Raw genomic sequence first — 12,238 nt, forward strand, 5'->3', positions numbered from 1 at the left:
CCGGCGGCGGGGCTCACCCCGCGGGGCTCAGCCTCCGGCCCTGCCGCAGCCAGCGCCCCCCGGCGACGAGGGCCAGCGCCACCCCCACGCCGAACACGTACCAGGACGGGCGGATCGAATAGTCGAACTGCAGGTTCGCCGCCAGCACCGCGGAGGCCGGCGCATTGGTCGCCACCGCGTACCAGCCCGCCTCCAGCCCGGCGGTGGCGAGGCCGGAGAGCACCGCGATCCCGGCCCAGACCACCGGCGAGGCCAGCGGGAGCTTCGCCGCCTGCGCCCCGCGCGCCGCCATCATCAGCACGAACAGCCCGGCCATCAGCACCGGCTCGGTCACGTCGATCTTCGACTGCATGAAGAAGTGCAGCAGCCCCAGCACCGCGATGACGTAGACGATGCGGTGCAGCCGCTGCCAGTTGCGCCCCAGACGGCGGATGGCCGAATCGGTCGAGGTGACCCCCAGCACCACCAGGCCGCTCAGCGCCACGAACCCCACCAGCAGGTACCAGCGCGCCAGGATTTCCGAGACCGTCTTGCCGATGCTCCCGGTGTCCAGCCCGTAGAGCAGCAGGTGCGCGAGCACGTAGAACAGCGTCGCCAGTCCCAGCATGCGCCGCGCGATCACCAGCCGCGGCAGGCCCAGCCGCCGCAGGGGCGTGATGGCGAGGGTGATGAGCAGCAGGCGGATGGTCCAGAGCCCGGTGAAGTGGATCGCCTCCTCCAGCCGGCGCGGCCCCAGCCCGCCCGACATCCAGAGCCAGGCCAGCCAGAGCGCCGGCGCCAGCGCCCCGGCGAAGGCGATGGTCCGGATCCAGGAGAATCTCCCGGCGCGATCGGTCCAGGGTGTGTCCATGCGGCGGTCCTCCGGCAAGCTGCGTGCGCTGATCATGTAAGGCATGACACCGCGAATTGGTGTTTCAGTTCTTCACAATAGCGACAGAAACTCTGTTCCCCCCGCCGGGCAAAGAACTGGCCAGAGGCGCGCTCTGCCGCTAAAAGCGATCATTCCCGCCATCCCGGAGACCGAGAATGGAGAAATCCTCTGCCATGAAACGCGACTGGATCGCCACCGCCCGCACGTTGAGCGAAGCCCTGCCCTACCTGCAGCGCTACGACGGGGCGACCGTGGTCATCAAGATGGGCGGCCACGCGATGGGCGATGACACCGCCATGGCAGCCTTCGCACGCGACATCGTGCTGATGAAGCAGTGCAACCTGCACCCGATCATCGTGCATGGCGGCGGGCCGCAGATCGGCGAGATGCTCAAGCGCCTCGCCATCCGCTCCGAATTCGTGAACGGCCTGCGCGTGACCGACGAGGCCACCGTGGAGGTGGTGGAGATGGTGCTCTCCGGCCGCATCAACAAGCGCATCGTGCAGGCGATCAACGCCCAGGGCGGCAAGGCCGTGGGCCTTTCGGGCAAGGACGCCAACCTGGTGATCTGCGAGAAGGCGATGAAGACGGTGAAGGACCCGGACAGCAACATCGAGAGCGTGCTGGACCTCGGGCTGGTCGGCGAGCCGGTGGAGATGCACCCGGAGGTGCTGCGCACCTTCATCGAGAGCGATTTCATCCCCGTCATCGCCCCCGTCGGCGCCGGACGCAACGGCGAGACCTTCAACGTGAACGGCGACACGATGGCCGGTGCCATCGCCGGCGGCATGAAGGCCGAGCGCCTGCTGCTGCTCACCGATGTCTCCGGCGTGAAGAACGCCGAGGGCGAGGTGATCACCCAGCTCACCCGCGCCGATGTCGAGACCCTCACCCGCGAGGGCGTGATCCGCGGCGGCATGATCCCGAAGACCGAGACGGCGATGAAGGCGATCGATTCCGGCGTCGGCGCGGTGGTGATCCTCGACGGCCGCGCCCCGCATGCCTGCCTGCTGGAGCTCTTCACCGAACACGGCGCCGGAAGCCTGATCCGGCCCTGATCACTCCTGACAGCATGCTGTCAGGAGGGGGCGCCCAATGTCCTCCCGTGGCCGCCGGCAGTCGGCGGCCCGGACCCCTTCAGGGAGAGACCGACATGGGTATGATCAAGCACTACGTTTTCCGCAAGCGCGCCGATGTGAGCGACACTGCGCTCCTCGAAGCCGCCGCAGCCACGATGGCCTGGTTCACCGAGCGGCCCGGCTTCGCCTACCGCACCCTCACGCGGGAACCGGACGGGCTGTGGCACGACATGGCGTTCTGGCGCGACGCGGAGGCCGCCGCGGCCTCCGACGCCGCCTTCTTCAGCCACGCCCCGAACGCCGCCTACGTGGCGCTCGTCGACCCGGAGAGCCTGAGCCGCTCCCTCCTGCCGGAGCTGCTCAGCGCCCTCCCCCGGGATCTCGAGGCCGCGTGAGCCGGCGGGCGGACAGGTTGTTCCGCCTCGTGCAGGAGCTGCGCGGCCGGCGGCTTGCCGTCACGGCCGCGCAGCTCGCCACGGCGCTGGAGGTCTCCGAGCGCACCATCTACCGCGACATCGCAGACCTGATGGCCTCCGGAGTGCCCATCGACGGCGCGGCCGGCGTGGGCTACCGGCTCTCGCCGGGCTATGACCTGCCGCCGGTGCGGTTCACCCGCGCCGAGGTTCAGGCGCTGCTAGTGGGCGGGCAGATGGTGCGGGCCTTCACCGACCCCGGCCTCGGCGGTGCCGCCGCCAGCGCGGAGGCGAAGATCCGCGCCATCCTCGACGACGACGCCCGCGCCCTGGCCGAACGCCAGCCCTACTGCGTGCCGCAGCTGGCCCGCAACGACGCGGACCGCGCCCGCCACCAGCGCCTGCGCGAGGCCTGCGAGGCCCGCCGGAAGCTCGCCTGCCGCTATCACGCGCTGGACGGCACCGAGACCCGCCGGGTGATCTGGCCCCTCGGCCTCATCGGCTGGACCGGCGTCTGGACCCTCGCGGCCTGGTGCGAGCTGCGCGACGACTTCCGCACCTTCCGCTTCGACCGGCTGCTGAGCCTGGAGCCGACCGGCGAAACCTTCCCCGACACGCCCTCCCGCAACCTCGCCGCCTTCCTGGCCAACCTGCCGGTCCACAAGCGGAGCTGACCGCCGCCCGGTGCAGCAGGCGGGCGCCCTGCCCATCGCGCGAATCCGGCCCGCCACAGGCCGGTGCCGGTGCTCCCCCCGGATGGAAGACGACAGGAAACCGGGCCCCGCCGCGGCACGGGCGGCATTGCCGTCACACGTCCGGGCGGCATCGCCGTCGTACCACCCCGGCGGGATCGCCGTCGCGCCCCCGGACGGCCCCGCTGCCCCGGGGCGGGCGGAACCTTCCCGTCCTGCCCGAAATGCGGGCGCAGCCCCTTCTGCTGCCCCCTCCGGCATCAGGCCCGATGCGGCGCTGCCTTCCCCGGCGGCGGCCGCACGGGCAGGCGGACTGCGTCATTTTCATGACGTCCTTTCCTGTGGATAACTTCGGAAACCGGGCCGCCGGCGCTTGACGCAACGCAGCAAAATCGGGCCAATCTTGCCCCATGAAACATCTCGTCCTCATGCGACACGCCAAATCCTCCCTGTCCGACCCCTCGCTGGAGGACATGGACCGGCCGCTCAACGAGCGCGGCCGGCTTGCAGCGCCGATCTCCGGCGCCTGGCTGGCCGAGCGGGCTCTCCGTCCCGACCACGTCTTCCTCTCGCCCGCGCGGCGCTGCACCGAGACCTGGGCGCGCGTGGCCCGTCAGTTCGACGACGTTCCGCCCCCCACGGTGGAGAACAGGCTCTACATGGCTGACCCGGCCACAATGCTGGAAGTGCTGCACACCGCGCCGGACAGCGCCACCACCGTGTTCATGCTGGGCCACCAGCCGGGGCTGGCGAGCTTCCTGCGCCGGCTGGCGGACCGCTCCACCCCCGCGCGCTGCTCGCGTGCCTTCACCAAGTTCCCCACCGGCGCCGTGGCCCTGGTGGATTTCGACGACGGCCCCTGGAGCGAAACCACCTTCGCCTCCGGCCGCTACCACGCCTTCGCCACGCCGAAGGAACTGGTCTGAGAGACGCCTGCCGCGGCCGGACCCCCGTCCAACTCCCCGGGCCGGCCGGGCGCGCACGGAACGGCGCACCCGCCGCGAACCGGGGCGCCCGCCGTCACGCGGCAGCGTCCCGCGGCCGGTCCGTGCGCGACACCGCTGCGCCCGCAGGCCCGCAGGCCCGCAGAGGGTGACGGCTCCCGCACCGCCCCGCGCCAGCGCGCAAAGCCGCATCGCCCGGCGCGCGCCACGCGCAAGGCCGCATCGCTCGGCGCCCCGCGCGCAGGGCCGCGTCACCCGGCGCCCCGCGCGCAGGGCCGCGTCACCCGGCGCCCCGCGCGCAAAAAGGCCCGCCTTCTGCTGAAGGCGGGCCTTTGCGTTACTCTGGGCGGCGTGGGGTCAGTGGCCGAGGATCTGGCTCAGGAACAGCTTGGTGCGGTCCGACTGCGGGTTGTTGAAGAATTCCTTCGGCTCGTTCTGCTCCACGATCTGGCCCGCGTCCATGAAGATCACCCGGTTCGCCACCGCCTGGGCGAAGCCCATCTCGTGGGTGACGCAGAGCATGGTCATCCCCTCCTCGGCGAGCTCGATCATGGTGTCGAGCACTTCCTTGATCATCTCGGGGTCGAGGGCGGAGGTGGGCTCGTCGAAGAGCATGATGCGCGGCTTCATGCACAGCGAGCGGGCGATGGCCACGCGCTGCTGCTGACCGCCGGAGAGCTGGCCGGGATACTTGTTGGCCTGCTCGGGGATGCGCACCTTGCGCAGGAAGTGCATCGCGGTCTCTTCGGCTTCCTTCTTCGGGATCTTGCGCACCCAGATCGGCGCCAGCGTGCAGTTCTGCAGGATGGTGAGATGCGGGAACAGGTTGAAGTGCTGGAACACCATCCCGACCTCGGAGCGGATCTTGTCGATGTTCTTCAGGTCGGAGGAAAGCTCCGTCCCGTCGACCATGATGGTGCCCTTCTGGTGCTCCTCCAGCCGGTTGATGCAGCGGATGAGCGTGGACTTGCCCGAGCCGGAGGGGCCGCAGATGACGATGCGCTCGCCGCGGTTCACGGTCAGGTTGATGTCGCGCAGCACGTGGAATTCCCCGTACCACTTGTTCATGCCGGTGATCTGGATGGCGACCTCGTCGGAGATCGTCATCTTGGGGGCAGGTGCGATGGCAGCGTCGGCCATGATGATCTCCTCAGCGATGATCGGTCTTGAGCTTGCGCTCGAGATACTGCGAATAGCGGGACATCCCGAAGCAGCAGATGAAGAAGAACAGCGCCACGAAGCCGTAAAGCTCCCAGACGATGCCGTTCCAGTTCTGGTCGGCGCGGATCGGCGCGATGACGCCCAGCGGGTCGAACATCGCGATGACCGAGACCAGCGTGGTGTCCTTGAACAGGCCGATGAAGGTGTTCACGATGCCGGGGATCGAGATCTTGAGGGCCTGCGGCATGATGATCAGCCGCGTGGCCATCCAGTAGTCGAGCCCCAGCGCGTCCGCCGCCTCGTACTGGCCCTTGGGCAGGGCCGCAAGCCCGCCGCGGATCACCTCGGCCATGTAGGCCGACGCGAAGAGCACCACGAGGATGAGCACGCGCACCAGCAGGTCGAAGTTGGTGCCCGGCGGCAGGAAGTAGTTCAGCAGCGTGGAGGCCACGAACAGCAGGGTGATGAGCGGCACGCCGCGGATGAACTCGATGAAGCCCACGCAGATGGTCTTCACGATGAACAGGTTGGATTGCCGCCCCAGCGCCAGCAGGATGCCGATGGGGAAGGAGCCGGCAATGCCCACGATGCCGATGATGAGCGTGAGCAGGAAGCCGCCCACGAGCCGGGTCTGCACCTGGGCGAGCCCGATGGGGATGATGTCGGCCAGCAGGCCGCTCAGCGGGTCCACCACGAACAGCAGCCAGACCACCGCCACCACCGTCGCAGCCACCAGCCCGCCCAGCGGGCCGCCGTGGTCGGTGACGTAGCTGAACACGTACCAGGCGATGGGGAAGGTGGCCACCACCAGCAGCGGCCCCCAGGGCGAGCCGCCGAACACCAGGAAGTAGCAGATCATCGGGAAGACGGCGGTGAAGTAGAGCATCCGGCGCGGCAGGCCGGAGACCAGGATCGGCGCCGCGGCCACCACGAGGAGCACGAAGGCGAGGATCGGCCGCCAGTAGGCATCCGACGGGTAGAAGCCGAAGATGAACTGGTTGAAGCGCTCGTTGATCACCGCGAAGCAGGCGCCGGTGTCGATCTCGCGGCACTGCGCCAGGCTGTCGGCCACCCAGACCGAGTGGATGAACCAGGGCGCGATGCTCGCCACCGCGTAGACGATGACCGCGATCGAGATCAGCGACAGCGCGGCGTTCGGGATGGTGGAGAACATGTTCTCGCGCAGCCATTTCACCGGGCCCGTCTCCGAGGCCGGCGGCGGCGAGGGCGGTATCTGCGACGTGGCGACGAAGCGGATGGTGTTGGATTGCGTGTCGCTCATCTCAACGCTCCTTCAGCTTCATGCGCTCGTTGTAGACATTCATCACCACCGAGATCGTGAGCGAAACGATGAGGTAGAAGCCCATCAGCAGCAGCAGGCATTCCATCTCGCGCCCGGTCTGGTTCAGCGTGATGCCGCCCAGGGTGCCGGTTGCGTCCATGTAGCCCACGGCGATGGCGAGCGAGGAGTTCTTCGTGAGGTTGAGGTAGTTGGAGATCAGCGGCGGGATGATGATCCGCATCGCCTGGGGCAGCACGATCAGCCGCATGGTCCAGGAGGGGCGCATCCCCAGGGCGCTGGCCGCCTCGGTCTGGCCCTTGGAGACCGCGAGGATGCCGGCGCGCACGATCTCGGCGATGAACGCGCCGGTGTAGAGCGAGAGGGCCAGCCAGAGCGCGATGAGGCTGTCGCGCATGTGGATGCCGCCCTGGAAGTTGAAGCCCTTCAGCGCGGGATAGCCGAGGTGGAAGCCGAGCGCGACCAGAACCACCACCTGCGGCAGCACGATCAGCCCGACGCTGGGCCAGAAGGTCTTCGGCCGGTCGCCGGTTTCGGCCTGGCGCCGCGTGGCATGGGCCGCGAGGCGGCGCACGCCCCAGATGGAGGCCACCAGCACGAGGACGATCAGGATGAGGTCGAGGCTGATGCCGAAGTAGCCGTTCACGTCCAGCGTGCCGAGGCTGCGTGAGAACAGCGGCTCGGGCACGTAGAAGCCGCGGTTGGTGAAGGCCATGGAGCCGAGAACCATCGAGGCGTCGGAATTGTCGCCGCGGAAGGCGTTCGGGGCGGGCAGGCTCTCGTTGATGCCGGCGGCGAAGAGCAGGATCCAGATCAGCACCGGAACGTTGCGGAACCCCTCGACGTAGAGCGTCATCAGCCGGGCGACGACCCAGTTGTTCGACAGGCGCAGCACGCCGGCGACCACACCGAGCAGCGTGGCCGTGACGCAGCCCATCACCGCGATGAGCAGCGTGTTGAGGATGCCGAGCATGGCGGCCCGGGCGTTGGTGTCGGTGTTCTGGTACTCGATCAGCTGCTGGTTGATGTCATAGCCGGCGGGCGTCCAGAGGAAGCCGAACCCGAAGGTCTTTCCCAGCGCCTCCAGGTTGCTGATCGTGTTGGTCACCAGCCATCCGAGCGCCAGCATGAACAGCACGAGCGCGATGATCTGGATGGTGATGGATCGGTATCTTGTGTCGTACAGGAGCATTCCGATGCGGAACGACTCCGACGCATGCGGGTCCGTTGTTGCAGCCATGGCGCCCTGTTCTCCCTCGCTGGCTGGATAAGGCCGACCCCACTCTCCCCGTCGCGGCCGGTTGGTCCCGGTCCTGCGCTGTCGTGAGGGACGGTTGTGTCTGAGCCGCCCCGCACGTGCGGGGGGCGGCCAGCTCGGCCCGCGCCGCCGGCCTGAAGCGGCGGCGCGGGCCCTTTCGGGATCAGATCAGCGGAACGGCGGGGCGTAGAGCAGGCCGCCCTGGGTCCACTGGGCGTTCAGCCCGCGCGCGAGGCCGATCGGGGTCTTCTCGCCGATGTTGCGCTCGAAGATCTCGCCGTAGTTGCCGCCGGCGGCGATCGCCTTCACGGCCCAGTCCTTCTCCAGGCCCATCATCGCGCCGTACTCGCCTTCGGTGCCGAGCATGCGGTTGATTTCCGGGTTGTTGGTCGGGGCCTTGGACATTTCCACCACGTTGGCGGAGGTGACGCCCAGTTCCTCGGCGATCACGAGCACGTTGAAGGTCCAGCGCACGATGTCGGCCCACTGGTCGTCACCCTGGCGCACGAGCGGCCCGAGCGGTTCCTTGGAGATGATCTCGGGCAGGATGATGTGGTCCGCCGGGGTCTCGAAGGTGGCGCGGGTGGCGGCGAGGCCGGAGGCGTCCGTGGTGTAGACGTCGCAGGCGTTCGCGAGGTACTTCTGCTGCGCCTCGGCGTTGGTCTCGATCGGCACCGGCTCGTAGCTCATGCCGTTAATGCGGAAGTAGTCCGCCAGGTTGAGCTCGGTGGTGGTGCCGGTCTGGATGCAGACGGTCGCGCCGTCCAGTTCCTTCGCGGAGGTGACACCGAGATCCTTGCGCACCATGAAGCCCTGGCCGTCATAGTAGTTCACGCCGACGAAGGTGAACTTCAGGTCCACGTCGCGCGAGTAGGTCCAGGTGGTGTTGCGGGCCAGCATGTCGACCTCGCCCGAGGCGAGCGCGGTGAAGCGGGTCTTGCCGGTGGTCGGCACGAAGTTGACCTTCTTGCCATCGCCCAGAACGGCGGCGGCCACGGCGCGGCAAACGGCGACGTCGAACCCGTCCCACTCGCCCGAAGCATCGGTGAATGCAAAGCCCGGAACGCCGGTGGCGACACCGCAGTTGACCATGCCGCGCGCCTTCACGTCCTCCAGCGTCGCTGCGGACGCCATCCCGGCGAGCAGGCCGGCGGCAGCGAACGTGCCGAAGAATACGGATTTCTGCATAACAAACCTCTTCCCTGTTGGTCCTGTTGGGACCGTATCTGGACCTTGCAGTCCGGTTATGGGTCAGCCCCCGCTGACCTGACTGCACGGATTCTGAACGTTTCGGCGGATCGGCGTCAAGGGGGACGCCGCGTCGCGGGCCGCCAAATCAGTCTGACTGATCTATATGCTTCCGTGATAGGCTGCATCGATTATTGTTATGGCAGCGTGAGATCATCTCCCGCGCCGCCCGAACGCGCCCTGCCCGTGCGAAACGGGCCCGGAACGGGCCGGAGACGGGCCGCTTCCCCCCGTGCGCCTGCCCCGGAGCGGGCAGATCGGGGCGGGCGCGCCACTCCGAATCATCGGGCGCCCCGGCCAGGCGCCGCCGATTCGGAGCGGCCCGCGGCCCCTGCGGCGCGGGATTTCCCGCCCCGCGCCGCGCAGGCCAGCCCCACCCGGGCGGGTTGCCTTGACATGGGCCGGCGCGCGCGCGAAGAGGCGGGAGAAAGGCAGGTTGTGATGATCCTTCTCCAGGTTGCCCTCGGCGGCGCCATCGGCGCTTCGTTGCGCTATCTCGCCGGCATGGCGCTGATGCGCAGCCTCGGCACGGCATTCCCCTACGGCACGTTCTTCGTGAATGTCCTCGGCAGCTTCGTGATGGGCCTGCTGGCGGTGCTGCTGATGGAGCGGCTGCCGGGGGGCTGGAGCAGGCTGTCCCCCCTGCTGATGACGGGGCTTCTGGGCGGGTTCACCACCTTCTCGGCCTTCTCCCTCGACACCATATACCTCTTCGAGCGCGGCCGGCACGCGCTGGCGCTGTTCTACGTCGGCGGCTCGGTGCTGCTGTCCATGGGCGGGCTCGTGGCCGGGATGGCCCTAGCAAGGATCGGAACCCAATGAGCGGCGTCCAGCAGATCAAGATTGCCGAAGACGAGGCCGGCCAGCGCCTCGACCGCTGGTTCCGCCGGCGCTTTCCCCAGATCAACCAGGGCCGCATCGAGAAGCTGCTGCGCAAGGGCGAGATCCGGGTGGACGGCGGCCGGGCGAAGTCCAACCAGCGGCTGGAAAGCGGGCAGACCATCCGCGTCCCCCCCCTGCCCGACGAGGCGCCGGAGCCCTCCTGGATGCTGGAGGACGCGCCGCGCGCCACCGTGTCGGACGCCGATGCGCGGATGATCCGCGACTGCGTGCTGTGGCGCGACGAGCACCTGATCGCGCTCAACAAGCCGCCGGGCCTCGCGGTGCAGGGCGGCACCAACACCATCCGCCATCTCGACGGCATGGCCGAGGCGCTGGCCTTCGACGGCGACCCGCCCAAGCTCGTCCACCGGCTGGACCGCGACACCTCGGGCGTGATCCTGCTGGCGCGCACCGGGCGCGCGGCGGCGGCGCTCGCCAAGGGTTTCCACGCCAAGACCACGCGGAAGATCTACTGGGCCGCCGTGGCCGGCGCGCCGCACCCCAGCGCCGGGACCATCCGCTTCGGGCTGGTGAAATCCGGCGGCGACATGGAGAAGATGCACTGCATCCACCCCAACGAGGTGGAGAGCACGCCGGGCGCGAAGCGCGCGACGACCGATTACATGATCATCGACGCGGCCGCCAAGCGCACCTCCTGGGTCGCCCTTGCGCCGATCACCGGGCGCACGCACCAGCTGCGCGCCCACATGGCCGAGATCGGCCACCCGGTGGTGGGCGACGGCAAGTACGGCACCAACCGCCAGACCAATGAGGGCGACGGCTGGGGCGCCCAGCTCGGCGGCTCGGTGAGCCGCAAGCTGCACCTGCACGCCCGCTCCATCGCGCTCGACCACCCGATCACCGGTGCGCGGGTGAGCTTCACCGCCCCGTTGCCCGAGCACATGGCCCACACCTGGGAGATGTTCGGCTGGAACCCGCGCGACGCCGCCGCCGACCCGTTCGAGGAGCTGGAATGACCCGCCCCCTGCGCCTTGTCGTATTCGACATGGACGGCACGTTGATCGACAGCCAGGAATTCATCCTGGAGGCGATGCGCCGGGGCTTTGCCGCCGCCGGCCTGCCCGCGCCCTCCGACGCGGCCACGCTCTCCATCGTCGGCCTGTCGCTGCCCGAGGCGATCGCCACCATCGCCCCGCAGCTGCCGCCCGCCGTGGTGCTGCAGATCACCGGGCACTACAAGCAGGGTTTCGCGGACCTGCGCGCGGAGCGCGGCGGCGAGGCGGACGCGCCGCTCTACCCCGGCGCGCGCGCCGCGCTGGAGCGGCTGCACGCCGAGGCGCACACCCTGCTCGGCGTCGCCACCGGCAAGGCGCGCCGCGGGCTGGACCACGCCTTCCACGCCCACGGGCTGGGGCATTTCTTCGCCACCGCGCAGACCGCGGACCTGCACCCCTCCAAGCCGCATCCCTCCATGCTGGAGACCTGCCTGCACGAGACCGGCGTGGACGTGGCGCATGCGGTGATGGTCGGCGACACGGAATTCGACATCGCCATGGGCCGCGCCGCGGGCTTCCGCACCGTGGGGGTGAGCTGGGGCTATCACCCGGTCGCGCGCCTGCGCAGCGCCGGGGCGGACATCATCATCGACCATTACGACGCGCTGGACGACGCGCTGGAGCGCCTGGGGGTTCCGGCATGAGCGCCGATGCCTGGGCCCCGCGCCGGTTCTGGACCCGCGCCGAGGTGCGCGAGGCCGAGGGCGGCCATGCCGTGACGCTGGACGGCCGGCCGGTGCGCACCCCCGCGAAAGCGCCGCTCGTGCTGCCCTCCCGGGCGCTGGCGGAGGCCATCGCCGCGGAATGGGACGCGCAGGAGGACCGGGTGGACCCCGCCTCCATGCCCTTCACCCGGCTGTCGAACACCTCGCTGGACCGGGTGGGCCCGCAGCATGGCGCGGTGGTCGCGATGATCGCAGAGTATGGCGGTGCCGATCTCACCTGCTACCGCGCCGTGACGCCGGCCACGCTCGCCCGCCGGCAGGCGGAGGCCTGGGACCCGCTGCTGGACTGGGCCGACGCCACCTTCGGCGCGCGGCTCACGCCCGTGGCCGGGGTGATGCATCTGGCCCAGCCCACCGAGGCGCTGGCCCGGCTGACGGACGCCGTCTCCGGGCAGGATCCGTTCCGGCTCACGGCGCTGGCGGACCTGGTGTCGATCTCCGGATCGCTGGTGCTCGGACTGGCCGTGGCCCACCGCCATCTCGACGCCGGGGCCGCCTGGCCCTTGTCTCGCGTCGATGAAGACTGGCAGAGTGAGCAATGGGGCCGCGACGATGAGGCCGAGGCCCATGCCGCGCTGAAACGCGCCGATTTCCTGCGGGCCGAGCGCATGCTCGCCCTGCTCGACGACTGACGGGACCCGGACCACGC

The 12,238-nt window shown here is 69.4% G+C and carries 13 protein-coding genes; 8 read left to right on the forward strand and 5 right to left on the reverse strand.

Annotated elements, in window-relative coordinates; genetic code table 11:
- Window positions 1-13: 13 nt before the first annotated feature.
- Complete coding sequence (locus tag FDP22_RS01510) at window positions 14-850, reverse strand: protein-methionine-sulfoxide reductase heme-binding subunit MsrQ (protein ID WP_170317548.1); 837 nt, start codon at window positions 848-850, stop codon at window positions 14-16.
- Between the two features lie 176 nt (window positions 851-1,026).
- On the opposite strand from FDP22_RS01510, the gene argB reads away from it, so the two are divergent.
- From argB to FDP22_RS01525, 4 genes are all read left to right on the forward strand, one after another.
- Window positions 1,027-1,929 carry an acetylglutamate kinase gene (argB, locus tag FDP22_RS01515; protein ID WP_239031840.1) on the forward strand — a complete coding sequence of 301 codons (903 nt, stop codon included), beginning with the start codon at window positions 1,027-1,029 and terminating at the stop codon, window positions 1,927-1,929.
- 95 nt (window positions 1,930-2,024) lie between these two features.
- The gene (locus FDP22_RS24795; RefSeq protein ID WP_239031841.1) at window positions 2,025-2,345 is read left to right on the forward strand and encodes a hypothetical protein; all 321 of its coding nucleotides are present in this window, start codon (window positions 2,025-2,027) and stop codon (window positions 2,343-2,345) included.
- Entirely contained in the window at window positions 2,342-3,037 is a 696-nt protein-coding gene (locus FDP22_RS24800) for a helix-turn-helix transcriptional regulator (protein ID WP_239031842.1), read from the forward strand. The genes FDP22_RS24795 and FDP22_RS24800 overlap by 4 nt, the downstream gene beginning before the upstream one ends.
- A gap of 446 nt (window positions 3,038-3,483) precedes the next feature.
- Window positions 3,484-3,981: a SixA phosphatase family protein gene (locus FDP22_RS01525; RefSeq protein WP_170317549.1), complete on the forward strand. Its 498-nt coding sequence runs from the start codon at window positions 3,484-3,486 to the stop codon at window positions 3,979-3,981.
- Between the two features lie 375 nt (window positions 3,982-4,356).
- On the opposite strand, the gene FDP22_RS01530 is transcribed toward FDP22_RS01525, so the two are convergent.
- The 4 genes from FDP22_RS01530 to FDP22_RS01545 form a co-directional block, all read right to left on the reverse strand.
- On the reverse strand, window positions 4,357-5,139 hold the full coding sequence (locus FDP22_RS01530) for an amino acid ABC transporter ATP-binding protein (protein ID WP_138579238.1): 783 nt from the start codon (window positions 5,137-5,139) through the stop codon (window positions 4,357-4,359).
- A gap of 10 nt (window positions 5,140-5,149) precedes the next feature.
- On the reverse strand, window positions 5,150-6,442 hold the full coding sequence (locus tag FDP22_RS01535; RefSeq protein ID WP_138579236.1) for an amino acid ABC transporter permease: 1,293 nt from the start codon (window positions 6,440-6,442) through the stop codon (window positions 5,150-5,152).
- 1 nt (window position 6,443) lies between these two features.
- Window positions 6,444-7,700 (reverse strand): amino acid ABC transporter permease, encoded by a 1,257-nt coding sequence (locus FDP22_RS01540; protein WP_138579234.1) that lies wholly within the window; start codon window positions 7,698-7,700, stop codon window positions 6,444-6,446.
- Window positions 7,701-7,886: 186 nt separating this feature from the next.
- Complete coding sequence (locus FDP22_RS01545; protein WP_138579232.1) at window positions 7,887-8,906, reverse strand: amino acid ABC transporter substrate-binding protein; 1,020 nt, start codon at window positions 8,904-8,906, stop codon at window positions 7,887-7,889.
- Window positions 8,907-9,407: 501 nt separating this feature from the next.
- Between FDP22_RS01545 and crcB the strand changes: the two genes are divergently transcribed.
- From crcB to FDP22_RS01565, 4 genes are read left to right on the forward strand one after another with little or no spacing between them, the layout of a single operon-like run.
- Window positions 9,408-9,788 carry a fluoride efflux transporter CrcB gene (crcB, locus tag FDP22_RS01550; protein WP_239031843.1) on the forward strand — a complete coding sequence of 127 codons (381 nt, stop codon included), beginning with the start codon at window positions 9,408-9,410 and terminating at the stop codon, window positions 9,786-9,788.
- Complete coding sequence (locus FDP22_RS01555) at window positions 9,785-10,825, forward strand: RluA family pseudouridine synthase (protein ID WP_138579228.1); 1,041 nt, start codon at window positions 9,785-9,787, stop codon at window positions 10,823-10,825. The genes crcB and FDP22_RS01555 overlap by 4 nt, the downstream gene beginning before the upstream one ends.
- Entirely contained in the window at window positions 10,822-11,508 is a 687-nt protein-coding gene (locus FDP22_RS01560) for an HAD-IA family hydrolase (RefSeq protein ID WP_138579226.1), read from the forward strand. The genes FDP22_RS01555 and FDP22_RS01560 overlap by 4 nt, the downstream gene beginning before the upstream one ends.
- Window positions 11,505-12,221, forward strand: a complete 717-nt coding sequence (locus tag FDP22_RS01565) for an ATP12 family chaperone protein (protein WP_138579224.1) — start codon at window positions 11,505-11,507, stop codon at window positions 12,219-12,221. The genes FDP22_RS01560 and FDP22_RS01565 overlap by 4 nt, the downstream gene beginning before the upstream one ends.
- Window positions 12,222-12,238: the final 17 nt, after the last annotated feature.

It is taken from the genome of Paroceanicella profunda (assembly GCF_005887635.2).
GTDB lineage: Bacteria > Pseudomonadota > Alphaproteobacteria > Rhodobacterales > Rhodobacteraceae > Paroceanicella > Paroceanicella profunda.